At 70.9% G+C, this 16,012-nt stretch carries 14 protein-coding genes and 1 tRNA gene; 2 read left to right on the forward strand and 13 right to left on the reverse strand.

The genetic code is table 11. The features are described 5' to 3' along the window. Positions 1 to 42: 42 nt before the first annotated feature. From xylA to HJG52_RS14615, 7 genes are all read right to left on the reverse strand, one after another. Positions 43 to 1,212, reverse strand: a complete 1,170-nt coding sequence (xylA, locus tag HJG52_RS14585; RefSeq protein ID WP_171244354.1) for a xylose isomerase — start codon at positions 1,210 to 1,212, stop codon at positions 43 to 45. After that, positions 1,205 to 2,221, reverse strand: a complete 1,017-nt coding sequence (locus tag HJG52_RS14590; RefSeq protein ID WP_171244355.1) for a TIM barrel protein — start codon at positions 2,219 to 2,221, stop codon at positions 1,205 to 1,207. The genes xylA and HJG52_RS14590 overlap by 8 nt, the downstream gene beginning before the upstream one ends. A 12-nt stretch (positions 2,222 to 2,233) precedes the next feature. Continuing rightward, positions 2,234 to 3,364, reverse strand: a complete 1,131-nt coding sequence (locus HJG52_RS14595) for a sugar phosphate isomerase/epimerase family protein (protein ID WP_171244356.1) — start codon at positions 3,362 to 3,364, stop codon at positions 2,234 to 2,236. Between the two features lie 53 nt (positions 3,365 to 3,417). After that, complete coding sequence (locus HJG52_RS14600) at positions 3,418 to 4,611, reverse strand: Gfo/Idh/MocA family protein (RefSeq protein ID WP_171244357.1); 1,194 nt, start codon at positions 4,609 to 4,611, stop codon at positions 3,418 to 3,420. Further along, a complete protein-coding gene (locus tag HJG52_RS14605; protein ID WP_171244358.1) occupies positions 4,611 to 5,660 on the reverse strand; it encodes a substrate-binding domain-containing protein in 1,050 nt (349 codons plus the stop codon). Before HJG52_RS14605 ends, HJG52_RS14600 begins: the two co-directional genes overlap by 1 nt. A gap of 75 nt (positions 5,661 to 5,735) precedes the next feature. After that, positions 5,736 to 6,701: an ABC transporter permease gene (locus HJG52_RS14610; protein WP_240978078.1), complete on the reverse strand. Its 966-nt coding sequence runs from the start codon at positions 6,699 to 6,701 to the stop codon at positions 5,736 to 5,738. 164 nt (positions 6,702 to 6,865) lie between these two features. Then, entirely contained in the window at positions 6,866 to 8,383 is a 1,518-nt protein-coding gene (locus HJG52_RS14615; RefSeq protein WP_240978054.1) for a sugar ABC transporter ATP-binding protein, read from the reverse strand. A 176-nt stretch (positions 8,384 to 8,559) separates the two neighbouring features. Here HJG52_RS14615 and HJG52_RS14620 point away from each other — a divergent pair, with 176 nt between their 5' ends. Further along, positions 8,560 to 9,693 carry an ROK family protein gene (locus HJG52_RS14620; protein WP_171244558.1) on the forward strand — a complete coding sequence of 378 codons (1,134 nt, stop codon included), beginning with the start codon at positions 8,560 to 8,562 and terminating at the stop codon, positions 9,691 to 9,693. A 2-nt stretch (positions 9,694 to 9,695) separates the two neighbouring features. Here the strand turns inward: HJG52_RS14620 and HJG52_RS14625 are convergent, their stop codons facing one another. The 5 genes from HJG52_RS14625 to HJG52_RS14645 all read right to left on the reverse strand — a co-directional run bounded on the left by HJG52_RS14625 (position 9,696) and on the right by HJG52_RS14645 (position 13,789). After that, complete coding sequence (locus tag HJG52_RS14625) at positions 9,696 to 10,565, reverse strand: ABC transporter permease (RefSeq protein WP_206070848.1); 870 nt, start codon at positions 10,563 to 10,565, stop codon at positions 9,696 to 9,698. After that, the gene (locus tag HJG52_RS14630) at positions 10,558 to 11,493 is read right to left on the reverse strand and encodes an ATP-binding cassette domain-containing protein (protein ID WP_171244359.1); all 936 of its coding nucleotides are present in this window, start codon (positions 11,491 to 11,493) and stop codon (positions 10,558 to 10,560) included. Before HJG52_RS14630 ends, HJG52_RS14625 begins: the two co-directional genes overlap by 8 nt. Beyond that, positions 11,490 to 11,765: an SHOCT domain-containing protein gene (locus HJG52_RS14635; RefSeq protein WP_171244360.1), complete on the reverse strand. Its 276-nt coding sequence runs from the start codon at positions 11,763 to 11,765 to the stop codon at positions 11,490 to 11,492. Before HJG52_RS14635 ends, HJG52_RS14630 begins: the two co-directional genes overlap by 4 nt. A 150-nt stretch (positions 11,766 to 11,915) precedes the next feature. After that, positions 11,916 to 12,590 (reverse strand): response regulator, encoded by a 675-nt coding sequence (locus HJG52_RS14640; RefSeq protein WP_171244361.1) that lies wholly within the window; start codon positions 12,588 to 12,590, stop codon positions 11,916 to 11,918. After that, positions 12,587 to 13,789: a sensor histidine kinase gene (locus HJG52_RS14645; protein ID WP_206070850.1), complete on the reverse strand. Its 1,203-nt coding sequence runs from the start codon at positions 13,787 to 13,789 to the stop codon at positions 12,587 to 12,589. The genes HJG52_RS14640 and HJG52_RS14645 overlap by 4 nt, the downstream gene beginning before the upstream one ends. A gap of 158 nt (positions 13,790 to 13,947) precedes the next feature. Between HJG52_RS14645 and HJG52_RS14650 the strand changes: the two genes are divergently transcribed. Then, positions 13,948 to 15,609, forward strand: a complete 1,662-nt coding sequence (locus HJG52_RS14650; protein WP_171244362.1) for an NAD(P)/FAD-dependent oxidoreductase — start codon at positions 13,948 to 13,950, stop codon at positions 15,607 to 15,609. A 246-nt stretch (positions 15,610 to 15,855) separates the two neighbouring features. Here the strand turns inward: HJG52_RS14650 and HJG52_RS14655 are convergent. After that, positions 15,856 to 15,945: transfer RNA gene (locus HJG52_RS14655), tRNA-Ser, on the reverse strand. Positions 15,946 to 16,012 lie beyond the last annotated feature (67 nt).

Genomic DNA, 16,012 nt, shown 5'->3' on the forward strand with positions numbered 1-16,012 from the left:
GCGTGCGCGCCTGAGCGCGGATGGCACCTCACGCGGTGGTGTTCACCGGATGCCGTAGAGGTGCTCGAGCGCGAGCTGGTCCAGCCGCTCGAAGGCCATGCCGCGGGCGGCGGCCTGGTCGGGGTCGAACGCGTCGGTGTCGGCGCGCAGCGTGGCGAGGTCTTCGCCGTCGTCGAGCGTCGGCCGGGCCAGCTCGTCGACGCGCGCGGCACGCAGCGCCTCCTGGACCTCGGGGTCGGCACGGAAGGCGCGGGTCTTCTTCTCCAACACCAGGTAGTTGCGCATGCAGCCGGCGGCCGACTCCCACACGCCGTCGAGGTCCTCGGTACGCGGCGGCTTGAAGTCGAAGTGACGCGGACCGGCATACCCACCCTGCTCGAGAGTGTCCACGGTCCAGAACGCGCCACGCGCGTTCCCCGCCCCGAAGCGCAGGTCCTGGTCGAAGCGGGGACCGTTCTGCCCGTTGAGGTCGATGTGGAAGAGCTTGTCGTGCCACAGCGCCTGGGCGATGCCGTGGGCGTAGTTGAGGCCCGCCATCTCCTCGTGGCCGACCTCGGGGTTGAGGCCGACGAGGTCGGAGTGCTCGAGCTCGTCGATGAAGGCGAGGGCGTGGCCGACGGTGGGGAGCAGGATGTCGCCCCTCGGTTCGTTCGGCTTGGGTTCCAGGGCGAAGCGCAGGTCGTACCCCTGCTCGACCACATGGTCGCCCAGGACGTCGAACGCCTCCTTGTAGCGGTCGAGGGCGGCGCGGACGTCCTTGGCCGCACCGGACTCGGCGCCCTCACGACCGCCCCAGGCGACGAACGTCGTCGCGCCCAGCTGGGCCGCGAGGTCGATGTTGTCGGCCACCTTGCGGATGGCGAACCGGCGCACGTCGCGGTCGTTGTTGGTGAAGCCCCCATCGCGAAAGACGGGGTGGGAGAACAGGTTCGTCGTCACCATCTCCACCACGACACCGGTGTCGGCGAGGGCCTTGCGGAAGGGGGTCAGGTGCTCGAGTCGCTGCTCGGCCGTCGACCCGAAGGGCATGACGTCGTCGTCGTGGAACGACACACCCCACGCGCCGAGGTCGGACAGCCGGTGGACCGCCTCGGCCGGGTCGAGCGGTGGACGGACGGCGCCGCCGAAGACGTCGACCCCCTGCCACCCGACCGTCCACAGCCCGAACGAGAACCGGTCCTCGCGGGTGGGGGTGAAGTCACCCTCAGCCATCACGGTCACCCGAGCTGAACGCCGCGTCGAACGCCGCCTCCGGACGGTCGAAGGCAAGCCGGCGCACGAAGTCCACCGCCTCGGCCGCACCCACCAGGCGGTCCATTCCCGCGTCCTCCCACTCGACCGAGATGGGCCCGTCGTACCCGATCGCGCCGAGCACCCGGAAGCAGTCCTCCCACGGCACGTCGCCGTGCCCGGTGGACACGAAGTCCCAGCCGCGGCGCGGGTCAGCCCACGGCAGGTGCGACGACAGCCTTCCGTTGCGGCCGTTGCCGATTCGCATCCGCACGTCCTTGCAGTCGACGTGGTAGATGCGGTCCTGGAAGTCCCAGATGAACGCGGCCGGGTCGAGGTCCTGCCACACCATGTGGGACGGGTCCCAGTTGAGGCCGAACGCCGGGCGGTGGCCGATCGCCTCGAGCGTGCGCACCGTCGTCCAGTGGTCGTAGGCGATCTCGCTCGGATGGACCTCGTGGGCAAACCGCACCCCGACCTCATCGTAGACGTCGAGGATCGGGTTCCACCGGTCGGCGAAGTCCTGGTAGCCCGCCTCGATCGTCTCCGCCGACACAGGCGGGAACATCGCGACGTACTTCCAGATCGCCGAACCGGTGAACCCGATGACCACGTCGACACCGAGCTTGGCGGCGGCGCGGGCCGTGTCGGACATGCGCGTGGCGGCCCGCTGCCGCACGCCCTCCGGGTCACCGTCACCCCACACGTCTGGCGGCAGGATGTCCTTGTGCCGCTGGTCGATCGGGTCGTCGCAGACGGCCTGCCCGACGAGGTGGTTGGAGATGGCCCAGACCCCGAGACCGTGACGCTCGAGGATCTCGCGTCGGCCGGCCACGTAGTCGTCCTCGGCAAGGGCACGGTCGACCTCGAAGTGGTCGCCCCAGCAAGCGATCTCGAGTCCGTCGTACCCCCACGAGGCGGCCAGGCGGCATACCTCCTCGAAGGGAAGGTCGGCCCACTGCCCGGTGAACAGCGTGATCGGTCGCGCCACGGTCTTCTCCTCTCAGGCCCGAAGGGCCGCCATGTTCTGGTAGCTGAGCCGCGAGAAGTCCAGCGACTGACCGGGGTTCGCCGCGCCTCCCGGCGCATTGTCCTGTTCGTACATCGGGTTGTGGTACCCACGCGCACCGGTCTGCGACAGGAACGTGCGGTAGTCGATGTCGCCCGTGCCGAAGGGCACCATCTCGTAGCCCGCCGGCAGGTCGGGACGCGAGTCGCCGTCCTTGGCGTGGAAGAGCGGGAAGCGGATCGGCTGTCGCTGCACCACGGCGAGCGGGTTGAAGACCGAGGTGACGGTCGAGCCGTCGGGAGCCGTGTAGGTGCGGAATCGGAACTGCGCGACGTGCGCCCAGTAGATGTCCATCTCGAGGAAGACGTAGGCGGGGTCGGTGCGCGTGAGGAAGTACTCGAGCCGGCGGATGCCGGACGAACGCGTCGGACGGCCTTGTGCGTCAAGGGGTCCGCTGTCGAGAAGGAAGTTGTATGCCGTGTCGTGGTTGTGCGTGTAGAGCTTGAGCCCGTGCCCGGCGGCGCGTCGTCCGAGGACGTTCCAGCGCTCGGCGGCGGCGTCCCAGTCGGCCTGGTAGGCGCTACCCGTCGGGTCGCCGCCCGTGCCGATGTGCCCGAGGCCGAGGATGTTGGCGCGTTCACAGGCGGCGTCGAATGCCGCGAGCGAACCGGCGCTCAGGTCGCCCGGCACGCTGCCGTGGTTGCCCTCGGCCTCGAGCCCGTTGTCGTCGAGCCACTGGCGCAGGAGGTGCGCACCGGCGACGGTGTCGGTGTCGCCGCCCGGGGCGTTCGGGTGCTGGCGGTAGCCCGCGAACTCCACCTGCTTGTAGCCGATGCGGCCGAGCTCCTCGAAGACCGCGCGGAATCCCGATGCGTAGGGGGTGGTCGCGGGGTCGCGCGAGATCGCGTCCCGGACGGTGTAGAGGATGATGCCGCGCTTTCCCGGCGGCACGACGACGCCGCTCGCGGACGCAGCCGCGGGGGCGGAGGCCGCGGAGGCTCGCCCGGCCAGCGGGCCTGCGAGGGTCGCCGCCGCCATGCCGGTCGTAGCCGCCAGGAACTGGCGGCGGCCCAGGCCGAGCCCCTTGGCGAGGGCGGGGGTGTCGGGTCGGTCGGTGGTGTCCATGCTGCTCCTTTGCTCGTGCCGAGATTGGTGCGATGGGGTCGTGCGAGGTCAACTCATGAAGGCGGGGCGATCGGCGTCCAGGCTGCGCCAGAGGCCGCGCTGCGCTCGACCGCGGCGAGCACCGTCTGCACCTGAAGGCCGTCGGCGAACGAGGGCGTGGGGTCGGCGCCCTCGGCGACGGCGGTGAGGAAGTCGGCCGCCTGGTGGGTGAAGCCGTGCTCGTAGCCCAGCAGGTGGCCCTGCGGCCACCAGGGCGCGACGTAGGGGTGCTCGGGTTCGGTCACGAGGACGCGGGTGAACCCGCCGTCGACAGCCGGCACGGCTGCGTCGTGGAGCCAGAGCACGTTCATGTTCTCGAAATCGAACGCCAGGCTGCCGCGAGAACCGTTGACCTCCAGTCGAATCGCGTTCTTGCGGCCGGTGGCGAACCGGGTCGCCTCGAAGGTCGCCAGCGCGCCGCCAGCGAGCCGCCCGACGAAGATCGCCGCGTCGTCCACCGTGACCTGGCCACGGCCCTCGGAGACGTCCGCCGACAGTCCCCGCGCCGTGTCTCCCGGGAGCGGCCGCTCCTTGACGAAGGTCTCGGTCAGGGCGCTCACACCGGCCACCGACTCCCCTGTGACGAACTGGGTCAGGTCGATGATGTGGGCGCCGATGTCGCCGAGCGCCCCCGACCCGGCGCGCTCCTTCTGCAGCCGCCACGTCAACGGCGCCTCGGGGTCAACCAGCCAGTCCTGGAGGTACTGCGCACGCACGTGCCGCACCTCGCCGATTCGCCCGTCCTGCACCAGCTTTCGCGCATAGGCGATGGCGGGCACGCGACGGTAGGTGAAGCCCACCATCGACCGCACACCCCGGTCGCGAGCCGCGTCGGCCGCAGCCGCAGCCATCGTCGCGGCCTCCTCCACGGTGTTGGCCAGCGGCTTCTCGCAGAGCACGTGCTTGCCGGCGGCGAGCGCGGCCACCGCGATCTCGGCGTGGGTGTCGCCCGGCGTGCAGATGTCGACGATGTCGACGTCCGGGCGGGCGATGAGCTCCCGCCAGTCCGTCTCCACCGACTCCCATCCGAACCTGTCGGCCGTCTCCTGGGCTGCCGCCGCATCCCGACCACCGATCGCGACCAGCCGAGGCAGCGCGGGTGGGTCGAAGAAGCTGTGGGCGCCCCGCCAACCCTGGGAGTGGGCGCGACCCATGAAGGAGTAGCCGATCATGCCGACTCCCAGGGTCGGCTTGTCCTCTGCCGCCATCAGGACTCGAAGCCCAGCGGCAGGTACTTGTCGACGTTCTCCTTGGTCACCACCGGCGCGTTGAGGACGACGCGCTTGGGCACCTCGACCTGGACGAGGTCGGACAGGCCCTTGTCCTGCGCGAGCAGCCGAGCGAGCTTGATGCCGTCGGCAGCCTGCGTCGGCGGGTAGAGGACGGTGGCCTCCATCTTGCCTTCCTTGATCCACCGCATTGCGTTGGCCGACCCGGCGCCACCGATGAAGGCCATCTCGTGCCGGTTCGCCTGGTCGAGCGCGGCCATGACGCCCACGCCCTGGTCATCGTCGTGGTTCCAGAGGATGTCGATCTTCTTGGCGGCCTGGAGGAGGTTGGACGCCTCCTTCTCACCGGACTCGACGGTGAACTGCGCCGCGACCCGGTTGTCGACCGTCTGCCCACAGGCCTTCAGCGCGTCGGCGAAGCCCTTGCTGCGGTCCTGGGTCAGCGGCAGCGAGTCGATGCCGGCGATCTCGGCGATGACCGGGTTGCTGAGCTTCTTGTCCTTGACGACCTTGCAGGCGTACGTCCCGGCCGAGACCCCCATGCCGTAGTTGTCGCCGAGGATCGTGGTGCGGGCGGCGAACGGGCTGGAGAACTCGCGGTCGACGTTCACCACCGGGATGCCGGCATTCATCGCCTTGGTCGCGACCTCGGTCAGCGCCGCACCATCGGTGGGCAGCAACACGATCGCGTCGACCTTGTCGTTGATGAAGGTTTCGATCTGCGCGATCTGCTGGCTAGCGTCATTGGTGCCCTCGACGGCCTTGAAGTCGATGTCCGAGTACTTCTTCGCCTCGGCCTGCGCGGAGCTGTTGATCGCGGCCAGCCAGCCGTGGTCGGCAGCCGGGCCCGAGAACCCGATGGTCACCTTGTCGCCCGGAGCGTCGTTGTCGCTCGCGGCCTTGGGCGCCGCCGACGAGTCGTTGCTGGTCTGCTGGGGGTCGTTGCTCGTGCACCCGGCTGCCACGAGGGCGAGGGCGCCGGCGATGCCGACGGCGGCGAGGCGCCGGGAGGTGATGGTGCGCTTCATTCGTTTCTCCTTGGTGGGGCGGTATGCCGCGTGCGGATGTTGGGTGGTGTGGATTCCCCTGGGCGAGTTTGTGTTTCAGGCCTTGGCCGACTCGCGATGTCGGGCGGCCACGCGTTGCTGGAGCAGCACGGCGGCGATGATGATGGCGCCCTTGGCGACGGCCTGGGTCGAGGTGTCGACGTTGTTGAGCGTGAACACGTTGCTGAGCGTCGTGAAGATGAGGACACCGAAGACGGTGCCGACGATGGTGCCGCGACCGCCGCTCAGCAGCGTCCCTCCGATGACGACGGCGGCGATGGTGTCCAGCTCGAGCAGGTTGCCGTGTGTGGACGTGCCCGTGGTCGTGCGCGCCATCAGCATGACCGCGGCGATGCCGCACGCCACCCCGATGAGGACATACAGGTATGCCGTGTGACGCTGCACGCGGATCCCGGCCAGCCGCGCGGCCTCCGGGTTGCCGCCGATGGCCAGGGTTCGCCGGCCGAACGTCGTGCGGTTGAGCAGCACCCAGCCGATCACGGCGACCACGGCGAACATGATGACGAGCACCGGGATCCCAAGGACGCTGCCACCGAAGAAGTCGATGAAGCCGCGCTCGCGCACGATCTGGGTCTTGCGCTGGGCGATGATCTCGGCCAGCCCGCGGGCTGCCGCGAGCATGGCGAGGGTGGCGATGAAGGGGGCGACCTTCCCGTAGGCGATCAGGATCCCGTTGACCAGCCCGCAGGCCGCCCCGACCACGAGCGCGGTGAAGACCATGACGATCCAGTGGAAGTCCGCGGCCATGGCCTGGGTCGCCAAGGTGGTGGCCCACACCGACGACAGGGCGACGATCGCACCCACCGACAGGTCGATGCCGCCGCCACAGATCACGAAGGTCATCCCCACCGCGACGACGCCGGTGACGCTGGCGAGGCGCAGGATCGTCATCGCGTTGTCGAGGCTGCCGAACCGGTCGCCGGCGGTGACGAGGCCGACGACGCACAGCACGAGGAGGGCGATGACCAGGCCGAGGTTGCGCCCAGCCGCGCCCGCGACCAGTCCACCGAGAGGGCCCGACCGTCGGGCACCGTCCCCCTCGGTCGCGACGGCGCTGGTCTCCTGTTTGGGCAGGCCGGACGCCGATGCTTCCTTCTCCTGGCCCGTGGTGGGGCCCTTGGACGGGTCCCGTGACGGGTCCGGCGTCGTCGCCGGGGCTTCGAGGCTCACGCGGCGTCTCCTCTCATGACGATGTCGAGCACTCCACGTTCGTCGAGCTCACCGCTCGCGGCCTCGGCCAGCACGGCTCCGTCGCCGATGACGAGGACCCGGTCGGACAGGCCGAGCACCTCCTCGATCTCGCTGGAGACGACGACCACGGCGACACCGCGGTCGGCCAGGGTGCGGATGAGACCGTAGATCTCGGACCGGGCGCCGACGTCGACGCCGCGGGTGGGTTCGTCGAGCAGCAGCACGCGGCAGTCACGCAGCAGCCAGCGCGCCAGCACCACCTTCTGCTGGTTGCCCCCGGAGAGGGTGCGCATCTCGCGGCCGATGTCCGGCGGCCGCACGTCGACCGAGCGGGCGATGTCGGCGGAAGCACGCCGCATACCCCGCCCGTCCAGCACGCCACCCTTGGCGAACCGCGTGAGGCTCGCCAACGAGATGTTGGTGGCCACGGAGTCACCGAGGAGGAGCGCCTGCGACTTGCGCTCTTCGGGGCACAGCCCAATGCCGGCAGCGACCGCCGCGTCGACCGAGCCCGGCCTCAGGGCCTTCCCGCCCACGCGGACCGTGCCGCGGTCGGCCTTCCGGGCGCCGAAAACGGTCTCGAGGATCTCCGAACGGCCGGCCCCGACCAGTCCGGCGAACCCGACCACCTCCCCGGGTCGCACACTGAAGTCGACATCCGCGAACTCCCCTGCGCGCGAAAGGCCCTCGACCTCGAGCAGCGGCTCGCCCGGCGGCACGCCCGGCCGCGGTGGGAAGACGTACTCGATCGACCGCCCCGTCATGAGCCGGATGACCTCCGCCGTCGGGGTCTCCTTGGCGGGCAGGCCCGTTGTCACCGTGCCGCCGTCCTTGAGGACCGTCACCCGGTCGCCGATCGCGCGGATCTCCTCGAGCCGGTGCGAGATGTAGACGACGGCCACGCCCTCGGCGGTGAGGTCGCGGATGACCCCGAAGAGTCGTTGCACCTCACCGGCGTCGAGCACGGCGGAGGGCTCGTCCATGACGATGAGGCGGGCGTCGCGCGACAGGGCACGCGCCATGCTCACGATCTGCTGACCGGCTGCCGACAGGCTCCCGACCTCGGCCGTCGGCGAGATCTCGCTGTGGCCGAGCCGGCGCAGCAGGTCTGCGGTCTCGCGGGCCGCGGCCCGCCGCTGCGAGAAGCCGTACCGCGCACGCTCGTGCCCGAGGAAGATGTTCTCCGCGACCGTGAGCCCCTCGACGAGGTCGAGCTCCTGGTAGATGGTGGCGATGCCGAGGTCCATCGCGGCCTGTGGGTGCGAGAGCCGAACCTCGGTGCCGTTCCACGTGATTCGGCCCTCGTCGGGCTGGTGGACTCCCGCCAGCACCTTGATGAGGGTGGACTTGCCGGCGCCGTTCTGGCCCAGGAGGCAGTGCACCTCACCCGGCTCGACCTCGAGGTCGACGCCGCGCAGGGCGACGACGCCGGGGAACCGTTTCACGATGCCGGTCATCGCCAACAAGGGCGAGGCTGCGTTGCCTCGGGTCATGCCGGCAGACGCTAGACCTACTTTTGTATGCCGGTCAAGCAAAAGTTTGATGTCAAGGATCCAGATCTGCCGCAGGTGCCTCGAGAAGTCCCCTGTGGTTCACTTCCCCCGTGGACACCGCAGGACCCCTCACGACGGTCAACGGGTCGTCGGGTGCCGGTGACCTGCTCCAGCTCATGCGCGACGGCAAGCCGCGCACCCGCGCCGAGCTCATCCAGCTCACCGGGCTCGCCCGGTCGACCGTCGGTGCGCGCGTCGACGCGCTCCTCGGCACGGGCCTCCTGGCACCTTCGGGCGAGGCGGCCAGCACCGGTGGTCGCCCACCGGCGAGGTTCGCCTTCAACCCCGACGCCCGGGTGGTCATCGGCGCGGATCTCGGTGCGACACATGCGATCGTGGCGCTCACCGACCTCAGCGGGCGGGTCATTGCCGAGCGCGCCGAGCCGCTCGACATCACCCTCGGTCCCAAGCCCGTGCTCGACCGGGTGGTGCGCACCGCCAAGGCCCTGCTCCGTTCGGCGGGGCGGCGCCAGGACGAGCTCGCGGGCGTCGGCATCGGCCTGCCCGGCCCGGTGGAGCACTCGAGCGGGCGACCTGCCCTGCCGCCGATCATGCCCGGCTGGGACGACTTCGACGTGCCCGGTCATGTCTCGTCCCGCCTCGGCGGCTGCCCGGTCCTCGTCGACAACGACGTGAACATCATGGCGCTGGGCGAGCACGCGACGATCTACCCCGAGGTCGACCACCTGATGTTCGTCAAGGTGGCCACCGGTATCGGCGCCGGCATCATCAGCGACGGCCGGCTCACCCGTGGCGCCCAGGGGTCCGCGGGCGACCTGGGGCACGTCGCCGCTCCCCACGGGGGCGACGTCCGCTGCACCTGCGGCAACGTCGGCTGCCTCGAAGCGGTAGCGAGCGGACCAGCCATCGTGAGATCCCTTGCAGCACAGAGCGTTGACGCGGGCGACAGCCGGGGACTGATCTCCCTGGCCAAGTCCGGCGACACGGTCGCCACGGCCGCGATCCGCGACGCCGGCCGGGAGATCGGTGAGGTGCTGGCCACCTGCGTGAGCCTGCTCAACCCGTCGGTCATCGTCGTCGGCGGCATCCTCGCGCAGGCGGCCGAGAGCCTGCTGGCCGGCATCCGCGAGGTCGTCTACCGCCGCTCGCTGCCGCTGGCGACGGGCGACCTGCAGATCGTGGCCGCACGCACCGGCGACCACGCCGGCGTGATCGGCGCGGCCACCATGGTGATCCAGCACGCCCTGTCAGCCGAGCAGGTCGAGCTCGCCCTCACCTCCTCGGCCTGACCTCAGGCGACGTCGCGACGCCGCACGACCGCCACCATCGCGACCGCCGCCACGAGGACGTATGCCGCGACCGTCACCAGTCCCCGGCCGCCACCGACGGCGTCCTGGACACCGGGCGGCAGCGGACCCGTCTGGGCCGGGATCACTGACACGATGAGCGACCCGGCGTTGACCCCGGGGAGCACGTCCCGCAATGGCTTCAGCGCCTCGAGCGAGGTGCCGGCCACTGCGGAGATGAGGTTCTCGATGCCGAGGATCCACACGACACCCAGCCCGATGGGCAGGGCCACCGACCGCAGCAGGACGCCCAGCGCGGCCCCGATCGTCGCCCACATCGCCATGACGAGCCACCCGCTGCCGAGCCCGGAGGCAAGCGCACCGAGAGTGGGCCAGTCCATCGGCTGGCCCTCGGCCAAGGCGATGCCGGCACCGGAGGCCGCGCACGTCGCGAAGAGCACCAGCACGCCCACCCCCGTGGCGACGACCAGAGCCACCACCTGCGCGCCGAAGACGGCGGACCGCCGGGGTCCCTGCGTGAACAGCGTCTTGACCGTGTCTCCGGTGAACTCGGTGCCACTGACCAGGGCGCCCAGGACGAGGGCCAGCGCCCCGGCGAAGACGGGGAACGCGCTCGTGGTGTTGGTGACCACCTCCGCGGGGAGCGTGCCGGCGAGAAGCTGTTCGGGGGTCTGGCCGTCGGTCATGGGAGCGCCCGGTCCACTGCGGTAGGACAGGTAGGGGATCACGTATCCGAAGACCTGGCTGAGCGTGACCGCTGAGGCGAGCAGCACCCACGAGGCCGGTCGGCGGACCAGCTTGGTGAGCTCGGCACGGGTCATCGCGACCATGGAGGTGGCGGAGTTGTCAGACATGGGAAGGCTCCTGGGTGGCGTCGGAAGCGCTGCCGGACTGGCTGGTGAGGTCGAAGAAGACGTCCTCGAGCTGGCGCTCGGTACGTCGCAACCCGGTGACGGCGACACCGGCGGCCACGAGCTCGCGGGTGACGTCCGCGGTGTGCCGGGTGGGCACGGTGACGACCAGGTGACCGCCGTCGGGACGCACGGACTCGACGTAGGACAGTGCGCGCAGGGTCGCCAGGGCGGTGTCGGAGGGCGTGGCCCGCACCTCGAGGTCCGGCTGCCCGCGGAGCTCCTCCACGGTGCCCACCGTGACGATGTGCCCGTGGTCGATCACCGCCACGCGCTGGCAGACGGCCTGCACCTCCTGCATGAGGTGGCTCGACAGGATGACCGTCCGCCCCTGGTCGCCCAGATCGGCGATGAGCGCGCGCATGTCACGCATCCCTTGCGGGTCAAGGCCGTTCGTCGGCTCGTCGAGGATCACCAGCTCGGGGTCCTTGAGCAGGGCGGCCGCGACCCCCAGACGCTGCTTCATGCCGAGGGAGTAGGAGCCGAACCTGTCGCCGGCCCGACCGGCCAGGTCGACCGCCTCGAGGGCCGGCATGACCCTGGAGGCCGGCACTGCGGCATACCTGGCCATGAGCTCGAGATTGGTGCGCCCCGAGAGGTAGGGGTAGAAGCCCGGCCCCTCGATCAGGGATCCGGTGCGCCGCAACGCATCCGGGTCCCCCGGCGGACGACCGAGGATGCTGGCCCGGCCACTGCTCGGGCGCACCAGCCCTAGCAGCATGCGCAGCGTGGTGGTCTTCCCGGCGCCGTTGGGGCCGAGGAAGCCGAACGCCTCGCCACGGCGGACGGTGAGGTCGACACCGTCCACCGCGACGACCGAGCCGTAGCGCTTGGTCAGCGCCTCAGCCGAGATGACGGCGTCGGTGCTCACGCCGGCCCCATCCGCTTCAGCGTCGTCAGGCGACGCTCGTACTCCTGCTCGTCGATCTCGCCGGCCGCGTAGCGCTCGGCCAGCCGTGCCTCACCGGCCCGCTGGGCGCTCTGCGCGTGGTAGCGACCCCAACGACGACGCCCGAAGAAGCCGAACGTGGCAAAGACCGCGACGATGAACAGCAGCCACAGGAAGGGGAAGATCGGCCACCACGGGCCGGGACCGTCCCAGCGGTCGTGGGCCGCGATGGCTGTGGTGATGGTGGTCAACATGGTGACTCCTTGATCGGACCGGCTGCTTGTCACCGGTCGGTTGGTGTCACCCATGCTTCGCCGCGCGGCCCGCCCGCGAATCCCACCGCAGGCGTCAGTTCCGTTGCGCCCGACGGAGTATGCCGCGTGGCCCAGCCTGCGGCGCGAGGCTCAGTCGCCCGACCAGCCGGGCCGGACGAGGCCGCTCTCGTAGGCCAGCACGACCAGCTGGGCCCGGTCACGGACGTGGAGCTTGACCATGGCCCGGCTCACGTGGGTCTTCGCGGTCGCTGGGCTGACGACGAGGCGTTCGGCGATCTCGTCGTTGGACAACCCCTCCCCGACGAGCGCGACGATCTCGCGCTCCCGCTCGGTGAGGCGTGAGAGCTCTTGCACTGCAGGTGCATTCGTGCCGCGGCTGCGGTTGGCGAACTCTCCGATCAGTCGGCGCGTGACGCCCGGGCTCAGCAGCGCGTCTCCGCCGGCAACCGCCCGGACGGCGCGCACCAGCTCGGCCGGTTCGGTGTCCTTGACGAGGAAGCCGCTGGCGCCGATGCGCACGGCCTCGAAGACGTACTCGTCCAAGTCGAACGTCGTCAGGACCACCACCCGGGTCCCGGCCAGCTCGGGGGCGGCGACGATGCGGCGCGTGGCCTCCAGTCCGTCCGTGCCCGGCATACGGATGTCCATGAGGACCACGTCGGGAGCTGTCTCGCGCACCAGCTCGACGGCCTCGGCGCCGTCCGACGCCTCTCCGACCACCTCGATGTCGTCCTCGGCGTCGAGCAGGGCTCGCAGGCCCGCACGCAGGAGCGCCTGGTCGTCGGCCAGCACCACCCGGATCACGCGGCACCACCGGTGGGGATGCGAGCCGTCACGCGCAGCCCACCGCGCGCCGAACGCCTGAGCTCGAGGTCGCCTCCGAGGGCTCTGGCCCGCTCGGTCATGCCGTGAATTCCGTTACCCCGCTTGAGGTTCTCGACCGAGGGGCCGCCGGTGCCGTCGTCGTCGACGCTGATGGTCAGCACCTCTTCACCGTAGCCGAGGACGACATCGGCGGACCTGGCGTGGGCGTGCCGCACGACGTTGGTGATGGCCTCCTGCACGATGCGGTAGGCCGCGAGCTCGACCGCGGCGGGCAGTGGCCGCGACAGCCCGGTGACGGTCTTGGTGACCTCGAGTCCGGCCAGCCGGCTGCGGTCCACGATGTCGTCGAGGGCGGCGATGGTCGCGCCGGGCGACCGCGGGGCGGGCCCGTCCTCGGTGCGCAGCACGTCGATGAGCGAACGCAGCTCCCCCAGCGCCTCCTTGCTCGAGTCCTTGATGGCCTGCAGCGCCGGCTCGACCTGCTCGGTCTGGTTGCGCTGGGCCAGGTGCAGGGCGACCCCGGCCTGGACGTTGATGAGGGACATGTGGTGGGCGACGACGTCGTGCAGCTCCTGGGCGATCCGCAGCCGCTCCTCCCCCGCGCGACGACGCCTGGACTCCATGGCCGCGGCGCGCGCGGCGGCGACCCGTTCGCGCCAGCCGCGGAACACCTCCGCCAGAGACAGCACCACCACGGTCCACGCGACGGTCCCTCCGATCGAGTTCCACGACAACGTGTCGAACCACGTCAGCCGGCCCACGAGGTTGCCCACCAGGACCAGCGCAGCACCGGCCCACGCCACCAGCCGGTGCCCACGCACCACCGTGGCCACCAGCATCACCGCCAGCCCGACGAAGACCGGGCCGTACGGGAACGCGAGAGCCAGGTAGGTCGCCACCGCCGCGGCTGTCGCCGCCATGGCTGCCCTCGGCGCCCTCCGGGCCACGACGATCGCGACCGGCGCGACGAGCAGCAGCAGGACCCCGATGAGGCTCAACGGGCGGCTGCCCGGCTGCCAGTGCGCGGCACCTCGCGTGCCGCCGAGCTGCACCACGAGCACGACGACAGCGACGACCCACCGCAGCGCAGGCGGAGGGCCCGGCCGCCCGGCACCGGGACCGCGCTCGCCCCAGGCCCACGGCGGACCCCACGGGCGCGGGTAGTCGGGCGCGTGCATCCCCTCAGCGTAGGGACGACGCCGCCGGCGCCGCGTCACCCGGCGGCGGCAACACGGCATACTCCCTGCGGCGTATGCCGCGCGCCCACCCAGCTGCCCCATCTCGCCGCCCGCGGAACGCAGGTGACCAATCGGACACCGGCGCTGATACTGGTCGCATGAAGCCCGCGATCGTCATCGCCTCGCCCAACCACGCCGACTTCCTCCTCGACGAGCTCGGCCGCTACACGAGGGACTACGCGCTCCACTCGACCCGGAGTGCCGAGGGTGCGCTCGAGATCAGCCGGCGGCTCAAGAGCGAGGGCGTGCCGGTGGCGCTCTACGTCGCGGAGTCGCGGTTGCCGGACACCATGACCCTCAAGGCTTTTCACGACCTGCGAGCCATCGTGCCCACGGCCCGCCGCGTCGTGGTGTCGCCGTGGGAGACGTTCCGCGAGGACTCCGCCAAGCTGCGGCCCGGACTCGCCAAGGGCAAGTTCGACGCCATGCTGCTCATGCCCCGCGGCGTGCGCGACGAGGAGTTCCACACCGCCCTCACCGAGCTCCTGTCCGACTGGGGCTCCACCGTGGCCGCACCAGTCATCGAGACCCTGCGCATCGTCTCGCCGGGCCGAGACCGCGTGACATCGGAGATCCAGGAGCTGGTCGGCCGTATCGGCATGCCGACCCGCACCTACTCACCCGACTCAGAGGTGGGGCAGGACGTCATCGCCCGGTTCGACGGGCCCGTGCGCTTTCCGCTCGTCGAGGTCGTCGGCAGCGGTGAGGTGCACGCGCCGGCCTCGGCACGCGAGGTCGCGGCCCTGCTCACCGGCCGACCCGACGAGGTGTCCGTCGACACGGTGGTCGACCTGTGCATCATCGGCGCCGGCCCTGCCGGTCTCGCCGCCGCCGTCTACGGGTCCTCGGAAGGGTTGAGCACCATCGTCGTCGAGTCCGACGCCATCGGAGGACAGGCTGGGACGAGCTCCATGATCCGCAACTACCTCGGCTTCCCGCGCGGGATCTCCGGCATGAGGCTGGCGCAGCGGGCCCGCAGCCAGGCGATCCGGTTCGGCACGCGGTTCTTCACCGGCTGGGAGGTCAACGCGCTCGAGGCGTGCGAGGACGGCGAACACCACGTTGTCCGGACCGACGGCGGTGACGTCCACGCGCGGTCAGTCGTCATCTCGACCGGCGTCGCCTACCGGCGGCTCGGGGTCGACAGCGTCGAGGAGTTCACCGGCCGCGGCGTCTGGTACGGCTCGGCCATGAGCGCTGCCCGCGAGACCGAGGGGCAGGACGTCATCGTCGTCGGCGGCGGCAACTCGGCCGGGCAATGCGCGATCCACCTGTCAAGGTTCGCCAAGTCCGTGACGATCATGGTCCGCCGCGACGGGCTGGAGGCGACCATGTCGCAGTACCTCATCGGCGAGATCGAGTTCAACCCGCGCATCACCGTGCAGACCCGGGCCGAGGTGTGCGAGGCCGGTGGCGACGGCCAGCTCGAGTGGGTCGACGTCCGCGACACCACGACCGGCGAGGTCACCCGCCAGGGCGTGGGCGCCCTGTTCCTCCTGCTCGGTGCCGAGCCCCACTGCGACTGGCTGCCAGGCACCGTGGCCCGGGACGCCCGCGGGTTCGTCCTGACGGGCCGCGACGTCGCCCCCGACGCCTGGGTCGACGGCCTACCTCCGGCCAACCTGGCCACGACGCTGCCCGGGGTGTTCGCCGCCGGGGACATCCGCGCAGGGTCGATGAAGCGGGTCGCCGCCGCCGCCGGCGAGGGCTCGTCGGTCGTGCCGCTCGTGCACGCCTACCTCGACCCCGGCCCCGCCTGACGCACACCCTTACCCACTCGTTGCCGATCGCTCGGCATCCGGCGTCGAAACCGGGCCCACACGCCGTGTGCTCGGCAACGAGTCGGTATGCCGCGGGGCTGGGTTGGGTGCGTCGCTCGCCGGGTGGCGGAGGGAGCCGTCACGCCGGGGCGCTTCGCGCCGAGGGGTTCCTCCACAAATCCCACATGCCCAAGCAACAACTGAACGAGGACCCCGACGAAAAGCGTGTCGGGGTCCTCGTTCAGTTGGCGGTGGCGGAGGGATTTGAACCCTCGGTGGACTTCCGCCCACAAACGCTTTCGAGGCGTTCTCCTTAGGCCGCTCGGACACGCCACCGCGGAGCAGGTTACCCGAGCACCCACCCCCGGCCGAAATCGCCCCGGATGGCACCCGAGCCAGCCAC

This window comes from Knoellia koreensis (assembly GCF_013041615.1).
GTDB classification, from domain to species: Bacteria; Actinomycetota; Actinomycetes; order Actinomycetales; family Dermatophilaceae; genus Pedococcus; species Pedococcus koreensis.

Coding starts and splice junctions, on each gene's coding strand:
- xylA (WP_171244354.1), bottom strand. CDS start 1,212: ATGGCTGAGGGTGACTTCACCCCCACCCGCGAGGACCGGTTCTCGTTC.
- HJG52_RS14595 (WP_171244356.1), bottom strand. CDS start 3,364: ATGGACACCACCGACCGACCCGACACCCCCGCCCTCGCCAAGGGGCTC.
- HJG52_RS14600 (WP_171244357.1), bottom strand. CDS start 4,611: ATGGCGGCAGAGGACAAGCCGACCCTGGGAGTCGGCATGATCGGCTAC.
- HJG52_RS14605 (WP_171244358.1), bottom strand. CDS start 5,660: ATGAAGCGCACCATCACCTCCCGGCGCCTCGCCGCCGTCGGCATCGCC.
- HJG52_RS14615 (WP_240978054.1), bottom strand. CDS start 8,383: ATGACCCGAGGCAACGCAGCCTCGCCCTTGTTGGCGATGACCGGCATC.
- HJG52_RS14620 (WP_171244558.1), top strand. CDS start 8,560: ATGCGCGACGGCAAGCCGCGCACCCGCGCCGAGCTCATCCAGCTCACC.
- HJG52_RS14625 (WP_206070848.1), bottom strand. CDS start 10,565: ATGTCTGACAACTCCGCCACCTCCATGGTCGCGATGACCCGTGCCGAG.
- HJG52_RS14635 (WP_171244360.1), bottom strand. CDS start 11,765: ATGTTGACCACCATCACCACAGCCATCGCGGCCCACGACCGCTGGGAC.
- HJG52_RS14645 (WP_206070850.1), bottom strand. CDS start 13,789: ATGCACGCGCCCGACTACCCGCGCCCGTGGGGTCCGCCGTGGGCCTGG.
- HJG52_RS14650 (WP_171244362.1), top strand. CDS start 13,948: ATGAAGCCCGCGATCGTCATCGCCTCGCCCAACCACGCCGACTTCCTC.